At 38.0% G+C, this 18,345-nt stretch carries 20 protein-coding genes and 2 other RNA genes; 6 read left to right on the top strand and 16 right to left on the bottom strand.

The window, feature by feature from the left end:
* Positions 1-42 precede the first annotated feature (42 nt).
* Positions 43-1,110, top strand: a complete 1,068-nt coding sequence (locus tag P9E47_RS15630) for an NAD(P)/FAD-dependent oxidoreductase (RefSeq protein WP_326163946.1) — start codon at positions 43-45, stop codon at positions 1,108-1,110.
* 123 nt (positions 1,111-1,233) lie between these two features.
* Positions 1,234-1,683 carry a CBS domain-containing protein gene (locus P9E47_RS15625; RefSeq protein ID WP_039957531.1) on the top strand — a complete coding sequence of 150 codons (450 nt, stop codon included), beginning with the start codon at positions 1,234-1,236 and terminating at the stop codon, positions 1,681-1,683.
* Positions 1,684-1,754: 71 nt separating this feature from the next.
* On the opposite strand, the gene thrC is transcribed toward P9E47_RS15625, so the two are convergent.
* Both thrC and P9E47_RS15615 read right to left on the bottom strand, forming a co-directional pair.
* The gene (gene thrC, locus P9E47_RS15620; RefSeq protein WP_326163945.1) at positions 1,755-3,155 is read right to left on the bottom strand and encodes a threonine synthase; all 1,401 of its coding nucleotides are present in this window, start codon (positions 3,153-3,155) and stop codon (positions 1,755-1,757) included.
* 104 nt (positions 3,156-3,259) lie between these two features.
* Positions 3,260-3,457 (bottom strand): gamma-type small acid-soluble spore protein, encoded by a 198-nt coding sequence (locus P9E47_RS15615; RefSeq protein WP_326163944.1) that lies wholly within the window; start codon positions 3,455-3,457, stop codon positions 3,260-3,262.
* A 387-nt stretch (positions 3,458-3,844) separates the two neighbouring features.
* On the opposite strand from P9E47_RS15615, the gene ahpC reads away from it, so the two are divergent.
* Both ahpC and ahpF read left to right on the top strand, forming a co-directional pair.
* On the top strand, positions 3,845-4,408 hold the full coding sequence (gene ahpC / locus P9E47_RS15610; RefSeq protein WP_003332014.1) for an alkyl hydroperoxide reductase subunit C: 564 nt from the start codon (positions 3,845-3,847) through the stop codon (positions 4,406-4,408).
* Between the two features lie 232 nt (positions 4,409-4,640).
* Positions 4,641-6,170, top strand: a complete 1,530-nt coding sequence (gene ahpF / locus P9E47_RS15605; protein WP_003332015.1) for an alkyl hydroperoxide reductase subunit F — start codon at positions 4,641-4,643, stop codon at positions 6,168-6,170.
* Positions 6,171-6,269: 99 nt separating this feature from the next.
* Here ahpF and P9E47_RS15600 read toward each other — a convergent pair whose 3' ends face one another.
* The 5 genes from P9E47_RS15600 to P9E47_RS15580 are packed head-to-tail and all read right to left on the bottom strand — an operon-like array spanning position 6,270 to position 11,479.
* Entirely contained in the window at positions 6,270-6,743 is a 474-nt protein-coding gene (locus P9E47_RS15600) for a (2Fe-2S)-binding protein (RefSeq protein WP_003332016.1), read from the bottom strand.
* A complete protein-coding gene (locus P9E47_RS15595; protein WP_326163942.1) occupies positions 6,743-7,576 on the bottom strand; it encodes an FAD binding domain-containing protein in 834 nt (277 codons plus the stop codon). Before P9E47_RS15595 ends, P9E47_RS15600 begins: the two co-directional genes overlap by 1 nt.
* Positions 7,570-9,897: a xanthine dehydrogenase family protein molybdopterin-binding subunit gene (locus P9E47_RS15590; protein WP_326163941.1), complete on the bottom strand. Its 2,328-nt coding sequence runs from the start codon at positions 9,895-9,897 to the stop codon at positions 7,570-7,572. Before P9E47_RS15590 ends, P9E47_RS15595 begins: the two co-directional genes overlap by 7 nt.
* Positions 9,873-10,517 (bottom strand): NTP transferase domain-containing protein, encoded by a 645-nt coding sequence (locus P9E47_RS15585; RefSeq protein ID WP_326163938.1) that lies wholly within the window; start codon positions 10,515-10,517, stop codon positions 9,873-9,875. Before P9E47_RS15585 ends, P9E47_RS15590 begins: the two co-directional genes overlap by 25 nt.
* On the bottom strand, positions 10,514-11,479 hold the full coding sequence (locus tag P9E47_RS15580) for an XdhC family protein (protein ID WP_326163937.1): 966 nt from the start codon (positions 11,477-11,479) through the stop codon (positions 10,514-10,516). Before P9E47_RS15580 ends, P9E47_RS15585 begins: the two co-directional genes overlap by 4 nt.
* A gap of 228 nt (positions 11,480-11,707) precedes the next feature.
* On the opposite strand from P9E47_RS15580, the gene P9E47_RS15575 reads away from it, so the two are divergent.
* Positions 11,708-12,157 (top strand): hypothetical protein, encoded by a 450-nt coding sequence (locus P9E47_RS15575; protein WP_003332021.1) that lies wholly within the window; start codon positions 11,708-11,710, stop codon positions 12,155-12,157.
* Positions 12,158-12,422: 265 nt separating this feature from the next.
* Here the strand turns inward: P9E47_RS15575 and P9E47_RS15570 are convergent, their stop codons facing one another.
* The 3 genes from P9E47_RS15570 to P9E47_RS15560 form a co-directional block, all read right to left on the bottom strand.
* Positions 12,423-13,049 carry a spore coat protein gene (locus tag P9E47_RS15570; RefSeq protein WP_003332023.1) on the bottom strand — a complete coding sequence of 209 codons (627 nt, stop codon included), beginning with the start codon at positions 13,047-13,049 and terminating at the stop codon, positions 12,423-12,425.
* A gap of 85 nt (positions 13,050-13,134) precedes the next feature.
* Positions 13,135-13,443, bottom strand: a complete 309-nt coding sequence (locus tag P9E47_RS15565; protein ID WP_035194705.1) for an AzlD domain-containing protein — start codon at positions 13,441-13,443, stop codon at positions 13,135-13,137.
* Positions 13,433-14,152, bottom strand: a complete 720-nt coding sequence (locus tag P9E47_RS15560) for an AzlC family ABC transporter permease (protein ID WP_326163935.1) — start codon at positions 14,150-14,152, stop codon at positions 13,433-13,435. Before P9E47_RS15560 ends, P9E47_RS15565 begins: the two co-directional genes overlap by 11 nt.
* A gap of 131 nt (positions 14,153-14,283) precedes the next feature.
* Here P9E47_RS15560 and P9E47_RS15555 point away from each other — a divergent pair, with 131 nt between their 5' ends.
* Entirely contained in the window at positions 14,284-15,144 is an 861-nt protein-coding gene (locus P9E47_RS15555) for a LysR family transcriptional regulator (protein ID WP_003332026.1), read from the top strand.
* Between the two features lie 51 nt (positions 15,145-15,195).
* Here P9E47_RS15555 and yiaA read toward each other — a convergent pair whose 3' ends face one another.
* The 6 genes from yiaA to ssrS form a co-directional block, all read right to left on the bottom strand.
* A complete protein-coding gene (gene yiaA / locus P9E47_RS15550) occupies positions 15,196-15,669 on the bottom strand; it encodes an inner membrane protein YiaA (protein ID WP_003332028.1) in 474 nt (157 codons plus the stop codon).
* Between the two features lie 172 nt (positions 15,670-15,841).
* Entirely contained in the window at positions 15,842-16,291 is a 450-nt protein-coding gene (locus P9E47_RS15545; RefSeq protein WP_326163934.1) for a flavodoxin, read from the bottom strand.
* 505 nt (positions 16,292-16,796) lie between these two features.
* Complete coding sequence (locus P9E47_RS15540; RefSeq protein ID WP_003332030.1) at positions 16,797-17,102, bottom strand: monooxygenase; 306 nt, start codon at positions 17,100-17,102, stop codon at positions 16,797-16,799.
* A 43-nt stretch (positions 17,103-17,145) separates the two neighbouring features.
* Positions 17,146-17,463, bottom strand: coding sequence for a hypothetical protein (locus tag P9E47_RS15535; protein WP_003332031.1), 318 nt, complete (start codon positions 17,461-17,463; stop codon positions 17,146-17,148).
* Between the two features lie 328 nt (positions 17,464-17,791).
* An RNA gene (ffs, locus tag P9E47_RS15530) (signal recognition particle sRNA large type) lies at positions 17,792-18,057 on the bottom strand.
* 41 nt (positions 18,058-18,098) lie between these two features.
* A non-coding RNA gene (ssrS, locus tag P9E47_RS15525) (6S RNA) lies at positions 18,099-18,279 on the bottom strand.
* Positions 18,280-18,345: the final 66 nt, after the last annotated feature.

Below are 18,345 nucleotides of genomic sequence, written 5' to 3'. Positions count from 1 at the left end.
TTTGTTATAGTATAAAAGAGACACGAAAAGGGGGACTTAAAAATGAAAAATCTCGTGGTTGTAGGTGGCGGTTACGGTGGTATGAGAATACTTGCCCGTTTTTTGCCTAATCAACTTCCTGATGACGTAAAAATTACACTAATTGATCGGAATCCTTATCATTGCTTGAAAACGGAATATTATGCTTTAGCTGCGGGGACTATTTCAGACCAAGATGTACGTGTGGCTTTTCCTGAACACCTAGGGCTGGACATTGCATATGGTGAAGTAAGAGGATTTGATTTAGAAGAAAAAAAGGTGCTTTTGAAAGACATGAAGCCGGTTCCTTATGATGATTTAATTATTGGATTGGGTTGTGAAGACAACTATCATAATGTACCTGGTGCAGCGGAGAACACCTACAGTATCCAATCCATCGAAAAATCACGTGAAACCTACAAGGTTCTGAATGATCTACCTCCCGGGTCGACCGTTAGCATTGTTGGTGCTGGATTAAGCGGTGTTGAGTTGGCTAGTGAACTTCGCGAAAGCCGTCTAGATTTGGACATTAAATTATTTGATCGTGGTAAACATATTTTATCTTCATATCCTGTTCGTTTAAGTAAGTATGTAGAAGAGTGGTTCAATACAAATGGCGTTGAAATTGTAAGTGAATCCAATATTACAAAAATTGAACCAAATTTACTGTACAATCATGATGAAGCTATTAACAGTGATGCTGTTGTCTGGACTGCAGGTGTTCAACCGAATATTATTGTTAGGGAAATGCCTGTAGAGAAGGACGGTCATGGTCGGATAGTAATTACACCACACCACAATATTCCAAATAATGAACATGTGTATGTAGTTGGTGACTGTGCAAGTCTACCCCATGCACCAAGTGCGCAATTGGCAGAAGGTCAGGCAGAACAAATCGTTGAGATCTTATTAAAGCGCTGGAATAACGAGGAATTACCGGAATCAATGCCAACAATCAAACTAAAAGGAATTCTTGGATCTCTAGGAAAAAAACATGGTTTTGGATTAGTAGCAGAACGCCCTGTTACAGGAAGATTTGCGCGCTTTATTAAATCTGGTATTCTTTGGTTGTATAAATATCATAATGCTTAAAGAGAAGAACATACAAGCTCCCTTTGTATGTTTTTTTTTCAAATTACTAGTAAAGCAATGTTTATGTTAAGATATGGGTACATAAAAATGTTTGCTATTCCAGCATCAAAAGAGGGAATTATAATGAAAGTAAGAGACTTCATGATTACGAAAGTTTTTACGGTAAAACCTTCGAGTACGATCAAGGAACTGTTAGATATACTCAATTCCAATCGAATTGGAGGTGTACCTGTTGTTGATGATAAGGGGCATCTAGTAGGAATGGTATCAGATGGAGATGTATTGCGCTACCTATCTCCAAAGCGTCTTGGATTTGCTGGACTTATTTACATAATTGAGGATGGGGAATTAGAAAACGTATTACATGAAAAGTTGGATACATCTGTCAAAGAAATCATGACAAAAAGAAATATCCTCTCCGTATCACCTGAAGATGAGTTTGAAATGACAATGCGCTTATTATCTATACATAATTATAAAAAACTTCCGGTAGTTAATAGAGCTGGACGAGTCATTGGTGTTCTAAGCAGGGGTGACATTATTAATAATATATGGAAAAAAATTATTACATAAAATTAATAAGGAAGAAAGTGCCCCAAATATAACTTAGAGGGGCACCCTGTTGTCAATAATCTTATAGATTTTTATTGTGCAGAACTGAAAAGTTTCTTTAATCTACGAGCGATTTCCTCATTGTCTGCCCTAACAACTTCTAGGAATTGTGGTTTATCAAACAATTGCTGAATTTGCTCTGGATATGTCTGCTCTATATTACATAATTCTATTGCTTCATTAAATTTAGCTGGATGTGCTGTAGATAATGTAACGCATACTTCATTAGGTATACTTGATTTTTCATAAGCAGCAACTCCACAAGATGTATGAGGATCAAGCAAATAATTTGTGTCTGCATAGTACGTCTTAATCGTTTGCAGACATTCTTCATTTCTCACGCCATGGGCTGCAAAATCCACTTGTACTTGACGAAGAAGCTCTTCACCCACAACAATTTTTCCTTCTGACTTGAATTGATCCATTAATTCACGTACAGCGCTTGGGTTTTCATCTAGCAAGTAGTATAGGTAACGCTCGAAGTTGCTCGCCACTTGTATATCCATTGACGGGCTATAAGTACCACGGAATTCACCTGGCTGATACACTCCATCCTTGATAAAACGTTCTAATATATTGTTCTCATTTGTAGCAACGATAAGCTTACCTACTGGTAAACCCATTCTCTTCGCTAAATAACCGGCAAAAATATCACCGAAGTTTCCAGTTGGCACACTGAAGTTTAAATTCTTAATATCCTGCTCTTTTGCCACTTGGAAATACGCATAAAAATAATAAACTGTTTGTGCTAAAATACGAGCAAAGTTAATAGAATTAATAGCACGTAAATGATATTTTTCTTTGAACTCTAAATCCGCGAAAATTTCCTTGATAATTCTTTGACCATCATCAAACGTTCCTTCTATTGCTAAATTTAAAACCGTTGGATCATTGACAGTTGTCATTTGCAGTTCTTGAACCCTACTTACCTTTCCATGGGGATGCAAAATACAAATGCGAATTCCTTCTTTTCCTCTTACCCCTTCAATCGCAGATGCACCTGTATCGCCAGAAGTAGCACCAAGAATATTGATCGTTACTCCAGTTTTCTTAGCAATATAGGAATACAAATTCCCTAAAAATTGCAGCGCCACATCCTTAAATGCAAAGGTTGGACCATGGAATAATTCAAGCACATACATATTATCCTTAATCTTTTGAACAGGTGTCACCTCTGGATGACGGAACGTTCCATAGCTTTTATTAATTAATTCTTTAAGTTCATTTTCTGGAATTTCTCCATCAACATAATAGGAAATAATTTCGTATGCTAATTCCTGATAAGACAGCTTGGACATAGACTGCAGCTTTTCTACAGGAATGTGCGGGATTTGTTCCGGAACTAGAAGCCCGCCGTCGGTTGCAAGTCCCATTAAAACTGTATCAATAAAACCAATTTCATTTACATTGCCACGTGTACTAATGTATTTCATAATATCCTCCAACAAAAAAATAAAATATACTACTATCCTTACCTAGAATTAGCTTGGAGTCAATAAGGAATTCGAAAAAATTAGACAACTTTTTTATTTAAATGTTATCCTTTGGGATTTTGAATAGAATTTTTCACTTCTTGAATATCGGTATCACTATAATTTCCGGTGCCACGTCCGCTCGATGTTTTGACCAGCCATTCTTTTACTTCATTATAGGACAAGCCTGAGTTCTCATTTTGACTTTTTACTTCATTAATATTGGTCCCCACAATTGTAAAGGCATCCTGACTATTTTTCACAATAATATACCTCCCATTCTGTTTTTCTTTATTTTCTATCAAAAAAAGATATTTATTAGGTTTTAATATAGAAAGTAATGGGAATTGTATATTTGAATCTAGTCCTAATTGTTCGTTACATACAGTAATGAGAAATGTTATGAATAAATGATAATTAACCATTAGGATCAATTTTAATTCATTTAATGTAATAATCCATTTTTTTAAAATTATTATAAATTTTAGGATGAAATTAAGTATTATTGTTGACAAGGAATTAAAAATATATAATAATAAATACTGTATTATAATTATTATAAATAACTAATTATTGGTTATTTAATAAGTTTTGGACATTTGTCTAAAACAACATATTGTTTACAAAAAAATATTAGGAGGAATTTTATTATGTCTTTAATTGGAAAAGAAGTACAACCATTCAAAGCTCAAGCATTTCATAACGGAGAGTTCATCGAAGTAACTGAACAAAATTTCAAAGGAAAATGGAGTGTAGTTTGTTTCTACCCTGCTGACTTTACTTTTGTATGTCCTACTGAACTTGAAGATCTTCAAAATAACTATGCAACTTTAAAGGAACTTGGTGTTGAAGTATATTCTGTATCAACAGATACACATTTCACTCATAAAGCTTGGCATGATACTTCAGATACTATTAAGAAAATCGAGTATATTATGATTGGTGACCCTTCACACCAAATTAGCCGCAACTTTGATGTATTAATTGAAGAAGATGGTCTTGCTGACCGTGGTACTTTCATTATCGATCCAGACGGTGTTGTTCAAGCACTTGAAATTAATGCTGGTGGCATTGGTCGTGATGCTAATACGATTGTTAGCAAAATTAAAGCTGCTCAATATGTTCGTAATAATCCAGGCGAGGTTTGCCCTGCAAAATGGCAAGAAGGCTCTCAAACACTTAAGCCAAGCCTTGATCTTGTAGGTAAAATCTAATTCAATGCATAATTCCGAAAGTCACTCTACTAATTTTACATAATGTAGAGTGACTTTTTTATGATTTTACATATTATTAATTATTAGGGCCCTTTCTCAATCATATTTATTGACAATAGTTTAGAAATATATAATAATAAATTTATAATTATAATTATTATAAATAACTAATAATTATTGTTACTAACTTCTGAGGAGTTTCTTGAATATATTATGGGAGGAGTGCATTTAAATGATTTTAGATGCCGATATAAAAGCGCAATTAGAACAATATCTTCAATTAATGGAGGGAGAAATTCTACTTAAAGTTAGCGTAGGTTCTGACGACGTATCGAAAGATATGTTAGCTTTAATGGAAGAACTATCCTCTATGTCATCTAGAATTAAAATCGAACACACTCAATTAGAAAGAACACCGAGCTTTAGTGTTAATAGAATTGGTGAAGATACGGGTATTACTTTTGCCGGGATCCCTCTTGGTCACGAATTCACTTCCTTAGTGTTGGCTCTATTACAGGTCAGCGGCCGAGCTCCAAAAGTTGATCAAAAAGTCATTGAGCAAATTAAAAATATTAAAGGCGAATATCGCTTCGAAACATTTGTTAGCCTAAGCTGCCACAATTGTCCCGACGTTGTCCAAGCATTGAATATCATGAGTGTACTAAACCCGAATATTTCACATACAATGATCGATGGTGCGGCCTATAAAGAAGAGGCTGAAAGCAGAAACATCCTGGCCGTACCAACGGTGTTCCTAAATGGGGAAAACTTCGGAGGCGGACGTATGTCTCTTGAAGAAATTCTAGCTAAGCTTGGCTCTGCACCCGATGCATCTGAATTTGCTGACAAAGAGCCATTTGATGTTCTTGTTGTCGGTGGCGGTCCTGCAGGAGCAAGTGCAGCCATCTATGCAGCACGTAAAGGTATTCGTACAGGCATTGTTGCAGAGCGTTTTGGCGGTCAAATTATGGATACATTAGGAATTGAAAACTTTATAAGTGTTAAGCACACAGAAGGCCCTAAGCTTGCAGCAAGTCTTGAGGAGCACGTAAAAGAATATAATGTTGATATCATGAATTTACAGCGTGCGAAGCGTTTAGAAAAGAAAGACCTTATTGAGGTTGAACTGGAGAACGGTGCTGTTCTAAAGAGCAAAACGGTCATCCTTTCAACTGGGGCCCGTTGGCGTAATGTCGGCGTACCGGGCGAAACGGAATATAAGAACAAAGGCGTAGCTTACTGCCCTCACTGTGACGGTCCATTGTTCGAAGGTAAAGATGTGGCTGTTATTGGTGGAGGTAATTCTGGTATTGAAGCAGCCATTGACCTTGCAGGTATTGTTAAGCATGTAACAGTTCTAGAGTTTATGCCAGAGCTAAAAGCTGATTCCGTTTTACAAGAACGATTAACTAGCCTTCCGAACGTAACTGTTCTTAAGAATGTCCAAACAAAGGAAATTACAGGAACAGATAAAGTCAATGGGATCACCTATATTGAACGTGACACAGGGGTTGAAAAGCATATTGAATTAGCTGGAGTATTCGTACAGATTGGTCTTGTACCAAATACAGATTGGCTAGAAGGAACTGTTGAACGTAATCGTATGGGTGAAATCATCGTTGATAATCGTGGTGCAACAAACATCCCTGGTGTTTTTGCTGCTGGTGACTGCACAACAAATCCATATAAGCAGATTGTTATTTCAATGGGATCAGGTGCTACAGCGGCTTTAGGGGCATTTGATTATTTAATTCGAAATTAATTAAATTAATTGGAACTTTGCGAAAGTCACTTTGGGACACAGGGTCGGGTAGAGTACCCAATGGGGACGGAGAACCCGACCCGTGGCTCACCCCACCCACTACTCTCTGTTTTCTATAACATCTAACACCGCTTCTTCGATTTCCTGGTAGCACGTGCACCGACATATATTGGAAGAGAGCCATTCTTTGATCACATCATAAGTTGGTTGAGGATGCTTTTGCAGTAATGCATGGCAATTCATAATAAACCCGGGCGTGCAATAACCACATTGGAAAGCAAAGTGTTTAACAAATGCTTTTTGAATGGGTGTATCATGTAAACCCTCTATTGTCGTGATTTTTGCGTCAATGGCCTCAATTGCCAGCATAATACAGGATTTATATACCGTATCATTGACAATAACGGAGCAAGCACCACAGTCACCATTAAGACAGCCTGGTTTAGATCCAGTTAATGAAAGCTGATTTCGAAGTACACTAAGAAGCGTATCTGCCGGACGGAAATCGACTTGGCGGACTTCTCCGTTGATTTCTATGGGAACACTTATTTTTGTGTACGGCTTTTGAATCACTACTTCCCCTCCATTTCCACAATGATTTTTCTTAAAGTATTTTTTAAGACAAATAGTCGGTACTCCTTCGAACCTTCGATATCATCAAGAACTGGTGCTGGCAAATACTCCAGCCCCTTAGCAATTCTTTCCTCAAGCTGCAAGCCTGATTGATTTATCGCTTCCTCCATTTCCTTTGAACGAAAAGGAAACCGGCATAACCCGCTATAAGCAAAGCGTAACTCATTTTCAACTTTAATAGCGGCAATTGTTATTAAAGGATAGCCAGTCTCCCATTGTTGCCGTATCTTAATACTTTTAAATGGCAGATTGATATATTTCTTTTCCGTGTGAAGCTGGATGAGAAACTGCCCTTCTTGAAGCTGAAAGGAGCGATGAAAAATTTCCCCTATCGGAATTGCCTTTACCCCGTCGTTACCGAGAACGATAACCTTACTTTCACAAAGTAGAAATGGGAGTACAGCTTCACGGTAATAAATTTTTCCGCATAAATTTCCACCAAGTGTAATTTTATTTCTTGCTGTATGGTCAGCTATACCCATTGAAGTTTGGCTTAGCAATGGAAATAAATTTTTTTCTTCAATAAAGGTTAGCGGAAGGGCCACGCCAGTAATTAATGAATCATTCTTGAACTCAAATATATGACATTCTACAATACCTTTGATATCAATAAAGGATTTTGCTTCAATCCTATTTAGGCGCCCAAGAGTCAATATTTCTGTACCCCCTGAGTAATAAAGAGGCTGTTTATTTTTTTCCTTTAAAGCAAAAAAGAGCTCCACAGCTTCCTTCATAGTTGCGGGCTTGTAGTACTCAATATTACCCGTCAGCATTTGTCTTCACCACCTTCCTTAATCTTCCAAAGCAACTCTGGAATGATTGGGAGAAAATTAATGTGGGCTGATAATGCCGTAGATAAAGAGTTTCCAAGAGCAGCCGGCATTCCGATGAGCCCGTGCTCGCCGATCCCTCTGGCCCCGTAAGGAGCATCGACGTGTGGGGTCTTAATAAATGCAACCTCATAGTTTGGGTGCTCTCCAAACCTGATCGGACGATATGTTCGTAATTGTGGATTAAGAACCCGACCATGTGGATCAAAATGAAAGGTTTCTCGCCCCGCGAATGACAACCCCATGCTCATTGCGCCTTTGACCTGGCCGGTTGCCCCTTTTATATTGAGTACCTGCCCGATATCAAAAACAGAGACAGCCTTAATTATTTTATACGTATAGTCTTTCGTATCCAGTTCAATTTCCACGCCTTGGGCACCAACCGTCCACTCAGGTCCTGGTTTCCCGGCTCCCGTTTCCTTGTCCAGGTAGGTGATCCCCCTTGTCATATAATTGCCCCTACCGAGAATCTGTCCGCCTATGGAATTTCCATTTGGATAAGTATAGCCATAGGCAATATCTTTAATGGGAATAAAGGTACTCGAATCAGCCTTTAAAAAAACCTTTCCATAACCTACCTCTAATTCCTCTTCTGATGCACGTAGAATTATCGCGGCAATCGTTTTTAACTGTCTAATTACATCGTTTGCTGCTTCCAGTACCGCTCTTCCCGCCATAAACGTTCCTCTACTTGCGACTGTTTTCCAATGTTCCGGCGTATTTAATGTATCGACAGTAAATTGAACATGGATATCATTGATGTCCATTTTTAGTTTTTCAGCCAATATTTGTGCAAGGACCGTTTTTGTTCCTGTTCCAATTTCAACAACACCAGAAATCAAATTGATACTACCGTCATAATTAAAAAGCAAAATGACGCCGGAGCTGGCGTTGGGGTCAATGGTTGAATTTTTCCAGACGCAGGAAATTCCTTTCGCTCGAACTCTGTAATCATCAAGTGTAATGACCTGGCCCTCCTCCCAATTGATCAACTCTTTTAATTTACTTATGCATTTCGGTAAATTACCAACTGTACTGGAATCCAAGACAACCTGAGTAGGAGTCTGATTCCCCGGCAAAATCGCATTTTTACTCCTAAGCTCTAAGGGATCGATATTTATTTTTTTCGCAAGGACATCCATTGTTCTTTCAAAGACAAAATGAACCTCGGAATGGCTGAATCCTCTAAAGGGAGCCGCATATGGATGATTTGTATACATACAATAGGAATTACACCAAATATGCTCAATATTGTAAGGACCTGTACAATCAACTGCTCCAGCCCGGCTTAAATCAATCGATTTATCTGAATATGCACCACCATCCCAAAGGTAATGCAGTTCAGCAACCTTTAGAATTCCATCCTTTGTCGAGCCAAGCCTTACCGTTGCTTCCAGTCCAATGTGACCTGGTGAAGTAAGCATATCCTCTTCGCGCCTGTTCAAAATTTTTACCATTCTACCATTAACCGCTTTGCTAGCCAAATAGGCTAATATTTCGAGTTGCACAGATGCTTTCCCACCATAGGCTCCACCAACAAGCGGCGTATTCACAGTAATATTTCCTATAGGTATATTAAAATATTGACCAATTAATCGCTTAATCATAAATGGAGCTTGTGAGGAGGATATGATTTCAACAGTTCCATCTTTGTGTATTTGCGCAATTGAACATCTCGTTTCCATTGCCGCATGATCGGAAGGTCTGAAGGCGAATTTCTCCTCTACAATCACTTCACTTTCTTCCCAGCCCTTTTCGCGGTCCCCTTTTCGAATCTTCGTCAAAGTCGCAATATTTGTGCCCGGTACAGGGTAAACTCCTTGGATTTTTTCATATTCCTCTATTCGCGGATGAAGGAGCGGTGCATCGGACTTCAATGCTTCGGAAGGGGAATTAACTACAGGAAGCGGTTCATATTGAACCTGAATAGCATGGACCCCTTGCTCTGCTTGATACGGTGTATCCGCTACAACAATAGCCACTACCTCACCATGGAAACGAACCCGCTCTGTCGCAATTGGTGGCCGGTCCCGCATTTCCTCCCCTGTAAGTGGCAAATTTCCTCCCGTGACAATGGCCCTGACACCGGGGAGTTTTTCAGCCTTCGTTACATCTAAGCCCTTAATAAGGGCATGAGCATAAGGACTAATTAAAAGATGTCCGTGAAGCGATTCTTTTATAAAATAATCACCAGTATACTTTGCATTTCCGGTCACTTTTTCAAAAGATTCTTTACGAATTACTCCCTTTCCAAGGATATGCAATTTGCTTCACCCCTTTTCAAAGCCTCTTCATACTCTTCCATCGTATCAATATCAAAAAACAGCCTTTGATTTTCGTAGGGTAGGACTCTTCCATTAAGAACTGAATTACCTGTTAGCAATTTCTTAGCGCCATTATCTCCCTTTAATTGTTGTAAAAGCGGGAATAACTGTTTCCCAATAAGAAATGGTGGTCTAATAATATTGTTAAAGCTTGACGCGACATAGTCTACTTTTTCCTGTTGGAATATGTTTATTAGACTATTAATCATTTCGAAATGAATAAAGGGCTGATCAGCTAATAAAATGACCACTCCAGCGACGTCAGTGGTATGGGAAGATTGTATTCCAAAATTAAGTGAATAAGAGAGCCCTAGATGGGAATTGGGACATTGGATCGCGGTGATTTTTTCAGTGAAATAAGGTTTTAATGCTTTAAGCGTCCATTCTTCATCAGGGAAAACCACGATAATATGGTCAAGCTCGGAATGCAACGCAGTTCGAAGGGCGTAGCTCCCTAAGGGGTGGTTTCCTAATGGAAGGACAAGTTTATTTTGACCCATCCTTGAACCCCGACCTGCCGCCAAATAGATACCTACAATAGAGCGATGATTTGCTGTCATTTCAAATGGCTCCGCCGAAATATTTGAATGATTTCCGCCATAATCGAAACAGCAATTTCCTCACTGCCTTTTGCCCCAATAGACAGACCAATTGGATAATAAAGATTGTTTTTATACTCTTTTCCTTTTAATAACCGCTTTGTTCTTGTCTCAGAACCTAATATTCCAATATAACGAACATCATAGTTTATTATGTTTTTCAGAAACTCTTCATCTTTTGAAAAATTATGACTCATAATAACAACGAAATCATTTTTTGAAAGAGTGATTTGATCCATAATTTTTTGTGGGTATCCCCCAATATAGTATTGGTTGGCAGAAGGGAAATGATATTCATTGCAAAGGCCGGGTCTCCAATCACAAAGCTTTAGAAAGAAACCGATTTTGGCAGCTAATGTAACAAGCGGCTTTGCATCTTCCCCTGCGCCGAATATGAGAAGAACTGGAGGTGGTGTAAATAAGTTAGTATATTTGAAGCCTTCCTGGATGCGGGTAATATTAGTTTTTTCAATAATTTCTTGTCCGTGATCAATCTCAAATGAATAGGATTTTAAAGTGGAATCGTTCGAAAATTCCTTTTCATGCAGTACAGTTTTCCCGTTTTCTAATGAATTTTTTAAAAATAAAAGCTCCTTTCTTAGCTTTTCATCGATTGGTTCCAAAAGAATGGTGAGGACCCCATTGCAGCCTATACCCTGCCCCCATCCAATGTCATCAATACTTCTTAAATCATACGTGACTGTTTGTGGACGTTTTGACAAGAATAACTCTTTGCACCTTATAACGAGGTCTTCCTCTAAGCATCCCGGTGAAATCATCCCTACCGTTTGACCACTTTCCGATATCAGCATCAATGTACCTTCCTTTAGGTACGCTGATCCATCAACATTAATAATCGTTGCAATGATCCACTTTTCTGTTGAATTTTGAACGACTTCCAAAATCCTCAAAAGGTTTTGCATATTTTTCAACTCCACAGGGAAACTTGGTCCTGTTTCCAAAATAATTTACCTCTCCGGTTAAGATTTATGAAGCTATTATGGAAAAAATGCCCTTATTTAATAAGAAGGACAGGTTTATACATCAAAAAACTCGTTAGAAAACAAGCCCCATATATATTTTTTTAAAAAAATATGGTCGCAACATCCGACTAAACGACGAATAACATAGATTGGGAGGGTGTAACGATTATGAAAATAAACGATGAATTAGAAAAGGATCAACAAATCATTTTAACAATTCAGCGTGAAATTGCGATCGTTACAGCCGTGTTATTATTAACTGGGCAAATAACCATTATTGGAGTTTTTGTTACGCCGGGAGGATTTCGGGCTTCCTTAGGGGGACCCCTAACAGGGGCGAGTAGAATAGAAAGTAAAACGGGCAGTCAAACTGTGAATTTAATTATCGATATCATTGATATCGTTCTCGCGCTTTTATTAATAGGCGATGAACTCCGTGTAACAGGTAGCTTTATTGCACCGGGATCATTTACTATTAATGTAGGAGGTCCAATATTTGGTGTTCCTATGCCTGAGCCAAACCTTCCTACAATGAAAAATGAATATCGTTTTTTTCAAAGAATCGTCGATCGACACTTTCATGTGGACCCTAATTTAGTTGAAAAATTGACAAAGTGAGTGATATATAATGGCGTTAACGGATATTCCAACTCTACAACCATCAAAGGGAAGCATTTTTCTAATTGCACTTCCGTTGGTAATCTTTATATTTTTCTTCGTAAAATCGAAAAAAGAGGATGCAATATGACTACAATCTAAAAAGTCATGGGACGAAGCACCTTAGATTTTGTGATAAATATTTCACTTCGGACTGAAGACGCACTCAATACCTAAATTCAGTCCGAAGACAGATCAACAACTTGGAAATAAGGCTTTAGCCCACTTATTGATATAGTTGATCACTATTTCCTGCAATCGGATTTTGATAATTCACCATATATTGCTGGATTTGCGATTGATTTTCCGGGATAACCTGATACATAGATCCAATTTTAGCGATGTCAGTAGGGTTTGCATTTTCAACCGGATAATAGCCTTTTGATGCCATATACTGCCACATGTCATAGGCATGAGCGCAACTCATCATAAATGCTGTTTGACAGAATGAACGAACTTCTGGATTAACCATCTCCATTGCTGCCCAAGCATATTCACGCCCTGCTCTTTTTAACGTTAAAAGGTAGGCCGTAGCCATTTCGCGGTCATTCATATTCTCGATCATCGTTCTTGGCTGAACGGCTGGAGCCGGTGCCACGATTTGCATGTAGGAATCAGGGACTTGTCTATCTTCTTTTAACAAGGGGAGTTCCCGCTTCGCACCCTCTGTCTTATTTAAAAATTCAACCTTCATGTTATAGTCCCGTACATGGAATGGAAAATGTCTTTCAAGAATTTGCTTAAATTCAGGGCACTGTACATGATGCAGCATATATCCCATATTCGTGATGGAGTTAACACAACTCATTGTTAATTCATTTAAATCATGCAATTCGTGTGCAGCTAATTTCATTTTTAATCCTCCAGTAGGTAATTTAAGATACCCCCTTATATTGTTTAAAATTGGAACAAATTATACTATGAATAAGCTTGTCCACTTAATATATAAACAGCTCAACAACAAACACAGCTAGACACGAAAGAATAGAAACCTTAATCAAACTACCGCCCAAATAGGCTAATATAATAGCAACAACAAATCCAATTAAGGCTGACCACTGGGATGCAGTTGCATTCAATATAGCTGGAAAAATCATGACCGCCAGTGTTACATAGGGTACATAATACAAAAATGATTTAATAAACGTATTTTTGATTTCTTTCCTAATCAGTGTTAACGGCAGTACCCTGATGATATAGGTCACCGTGGCCATCATTAAAATGTATAATACAACGCTAGCCTTCATGTATAGCCTCCTCTTTTACAGGAAACAATGCTGCCGCAATCCCTGCTATTACTATAGTTAACACAATAATTTTCACTCCAGAAGATATGGTGTGAAATACTGGAAGTTTTGCAAACAGTAGACTTGCCACCATCGACACCAAGATAACTCCGGATAGCAATTTGTTCCCTTTTGACGGTGGAATGATAACCGCGATCAACATCCCATAGAGTGCAATGCTTAATGCACTGGTTGCTCTTGAAGGTAAAATATTCCCTGAAACTACGCCCAGAAATGTACCCAAAACCCATCCTGGCATCGCTACACTAACTAAGCCGTATACATAATAAGGACTTAGCTTCCCTCTAACGGCCATTGACGCACCAAATACTTCATCTGTTATTCCGTATGCCATTAGCAATCTATGGAACAACGACGTATTCGAATCAATTTTTTGCGACAAGGCGAAAGACATGAGAATATATCTCGAATTTATGATGAGCTGTGTGACAGCAATTTCCACCATCGTTGCCATTGCAGCAATCAAGGTAAGACCAGCAAATTGGCCAGCAGAAGTTAAATTGGTTGCCGACATGAAAATAGCTTCATACGGATTTAACCCTGCTTGTTTAGCAATAATTCCAAACGTAAAAGAAACTGCCAAATAGCCTAGCGCAATTGGAATGCCGTCCTTAACACCCCTTTTCCATTCTTTAATATTCGAATTCATCAAAATATCCTCCAAATCATCAAATCTACCAAATTGTTCTGATTTTATCACATAGTTTGACAATAAGTAAAATTAATATATATGATTAATGCATTAGAGTTACTTATGTAAATAACGGAGGTTTAGTTCGGATGAAACACTATGAAGCTTTTATGAAGGTAATTGAAAAAGGAAGCTTTACAAAAGCAGCTGAAGAATTAGGATATACACAATCAGCAGTTAGCCAATTGATCCAAACCCTAGAGGATGAGCTTTCGACAACACTATTATTCCGTTCCAGAAAAGGGGTCAGCCTAACACCTGATGGCGAACAGTTTCTACCATATATTACGAACGTAAGTAATGCCTATTGGGAGCTTTTGGAGAAGAAAAAAGAAATGCAAGGGCTTGAAGGCGGGCTCATTCGCATTGGAACTTTCTCAAGTGTTTCCTGTAATTGGCTGCCTCGGTTAATCAAAGACTTTAAAGTGATCTATCCATCTGTTCACTTTCAACTGCAGCAAGGGGAATACACAAGTATTGTTAAAAGTATCAAGGATGGCAGTGTCGATTTTGGATTCGTCAATCCTGATGCTGTTACGGACCTACCAACAGTTCCTTTAAAAGATGACGAAATGCTGGCTGTGCTACCATGCAATCATCCACTGGCGTCCCGAGAAAATGTCACTTTAGAAGAATTATCACACGAGCCATTTATCCTTTTGGACGAAGGCGAATTAAGCGAGCCCCTCGAAATCTTTAAACAAAACGAATTGCAGCCGAATACCCAATACCGGGTCCACGACGACTATACAATTATGTCTATGGTCGAAAACGGTCTTGGCATTTCCATCTTGCCCGAATTGGTCCTTAATCGAGTCAGTTACGAATTAGTGAAGAAGAAAATCTCTCCGCCAATCATCCGAACGATTGGAATTGCGTATAAAAATAAAAAAATCCTGCCACTTTCCAGCAGGTATTTTATTGATTTTATGATTGAGAGGTTTGCTTAAATCGAAAAAGCGTTGTTAATTACCCTGCGATTAGCGACGCTTTTTTATCACTCAATCCCTTTCTCTTGCCCTCTGTGAATCTCGAATATTCTTTTGGACCGTAATCGCAGCAAATAAACTAAGGACGAACGCCATCCCATAAAATCCCTTTTCGCTTAAAACCAAACTTCCTGCATTGTATAAACCGATGGCCATCAATGATATTGATACAATAAGTGCAACCCAACTGATTCCATAATAAATACCCGTAACTGGGATCCCCTCGTCTTTATCTCTTACAGCTTTTTGTAAAGATACCGCTGAATAAAGTCCAAATATTAAAATTGCAAAGTAATAACCTTTCTCGTTCAGTTGCATCGTCGAGTTAAATAAACCGATGAGATAGGCCGAAACACCTACTAACAGTGCTCCCCAAGAAGCGCCTTTAAAGGCTGAAGTGGGTTCTCCTTCTTTCCTTTCAAGCTTCATCTTTTTTAATTCATTTTGTTTTTCTTTATCTAATACAACCTCATTATCATTAGACATCGATGATTTCTCCTCCTTTATTTACATATTAAAAATGGAGCACTGCAGATATCTGTAGTACTCCTACTTAAATTTATTATACGGGAAACTTTTACAAAAAATAGATAAATTTTTTCCGAATTTTAAATTAAGGGTTCTAAATCACATGGCGGCACAGGGGCCGAGCCATGATTTAAATACTGTTTACCGATTCAGCAAATCTTTTTCCAAATTCCTTGCACCGTTCTTCATCGTTTTCATCCGGATACTGTTCCACCTTCAAGCTTTCCAATACTATTATTCCGCCATTTTCTTCAATCATTTTTTCTATGATGTCAACCGCCCCACAAAAGTCATCATAAGATGTATCACCCGAACCGAATACAGCAAATTTTTTGCCTGTGAAATCTAATCCACGTATTCCGTCACAAAAATCAAGGAATTCGTCTGGGATTTCTCCATCCCCCCATGTGTAGGAACCCAGTATAACTGTTTCGTAGTCGTTGATCTCATGTGCATCAACCTCAAGCGCATCCTTTCGTATTACATCAAAACCACTCTCCGTAATACCTTCCTCCACCAATCCAGCAATTGTCTCAGTATTTCCAGTCATACTACAATAAACCATCAGGATCTTTTCCATTCTAACCACCCCTAGTATAGATAGTAGAAATGTTATTTTCTAAATTAATTATATGATAACGATTATCATTATCGATTTGATAGAAATCAATTTTTAAATATATTTCATTACTGATTTAAAAACAAGGCTCTTATCTAAGATATTTTGCCTTTTGCTACCTTTTTTAAGGTTCGTTCTAATAAATAGACGGAAACATTCCGCCAATTTGATTTTAAACCGCAAAATTGGGCGACTTTTCTTTGAATAACAGGAAAACCTCCGCTTATTTAATCCGAAATGAGCTCCATTTTGCAAATAACCGGAAAACTATTTGTTACCCTTCCAAGGGGGTGCCAGCTTTTTCGTAGTGTAGCTCTAATTCTAAATGAATAAACCTCTGCTTTTCTTCCATAAAGAACAAAGTTTACGAAAACAGCCAAAAACAAAAAACAATACCTCCGAATACAGAATAGTCCTTTGTATTCGGAGGTATTGCTTCATTATTGTCGCTTTTCAACCACTACGTCTACTTGAGTGGCCCATGATTAATCTTTGTTAACTCCTCATTCACTTCAAAAATTTTAGCGTTAACAGGATCAATGCCAAAGCCTTTTAACCTTTCCGTATGCATGTTCAAATATTTTTGGGCTGCTTCCTTTGTCTCAAACAAATAAATGCCGCCGGCTTCTTTAGCATCACTGTTCTCAGTCCAAATTTTCCACAAAAAGCCTTCTTCTTCATTAATGCTCTTCGCTAGACCAGCAAAACCTTCAGCCATCTCTTGACCAAATGGTCCCTCCATTTTAAAATCAACCTGCAAAATAACTGCCATTTCTAACACTCCTTATTTTTGTTTAAAGTATTGTAGGAAAATCTTATTTAATTCTTTTCAATTCCCGTAGCTCTGTTTCTTGTTCAAGGGAGCGCAGAGCTAAGGATTCAAGAATTTTATCCTGCCGTTCTTGTCCTTCTTTAAGAGATGAAAGTTCGCCACGCATAAGATGCATGTCCATTGAAAGATTTTCCAATTTGGCGTCAGATTCTTCTTGGCGATGGTGAATAGCTTTGGTTAATTGTGTATTCTCTTCTAATTGAGATTTGATACTTTGATTATCTTCTTTAAGACCTTTTATATCCTCTTTCATGCCTTTAATTTCATTCATTAATTCCTTAAACATTTGTTCCGTATTCATCTTTTTTCTCCCTTCAAAAATATTTTTGTCTAATCCGTTCGAATTCCGTCAATATTTACTTCATTGTAACACGAAAAAACTTTAAACAAATACATGGGATTTTAGAACATTGTTCATATGAAATTGTTTCGTAACTTCTTTATTTTGAAAATGGTTTGGAATAAGGTCTGTTTCGGATGGTATTAGTGGAATTTAGAGTGGAGATCGTGTTTGTTATTTAAATTTCGACAAATATCTAATAAATCCTGCTTTTAATTCATTAAATAAAATAATAAACGCTAATTCCTAAATAGAACTAGCGTTTAAGTCTTAAGTAAAGTTAAACAAACCGTGAACCTATCATTGATATCGAAATATAAGTGTTACTCATGCAGCAAGCTCATTCAGAGCAATCCTTCGACACACAGAAATGACCACTTATGGCTGCTTCGTTCCCGACCTGACCAATCTGATGGGTATCTGTTGCGAGGACTCCGAAGGTCAACACCGCTTACATAAGGCAAACCTTACACTGTCATACAGCAGAAAAGGAATTCAGCCTCGCTAAAGCGGATTGCGAATTACAGGGCACCGCTAGCTCCCCGCCTACCACGGTATGGAATTATTATCTAAATATAATTATGTCGTTAGAAAAGTTGAGTCCCACCTATGCCTTATCCCAAATTGTTTTATAAACCCGCTCTCGCAGGTGGGTTTCCGCAGTTTGACCTGTCTGCGATCCTGAAATACAGGCATGGCATCAGTCAATTCATATTGGAATCCCGAAAAAATAGTACGGTTTTAAACAAGAATGAGTCACGTACAATGCAGGATAATTTTTGCGATATTGTGTATCTTTCGTACCGCGTAAATACAATATAACATGTATATAAAGACATTTTC

Source organism: Schinkia azotoformans, assembly GCF_035811335.1.
Taxonomy (GTDB): domain Bacteria; phylum Bacillota; class Bacilli; order Bacillales; family Bacillaceae_J; genus Schinkia; species Schinkia azotoformans.
The sequence above is the reverse complement of the archived record's forward strand: the minus strand, read 5'-3'. Positions and strand labels throughout refer to the sequence as shown.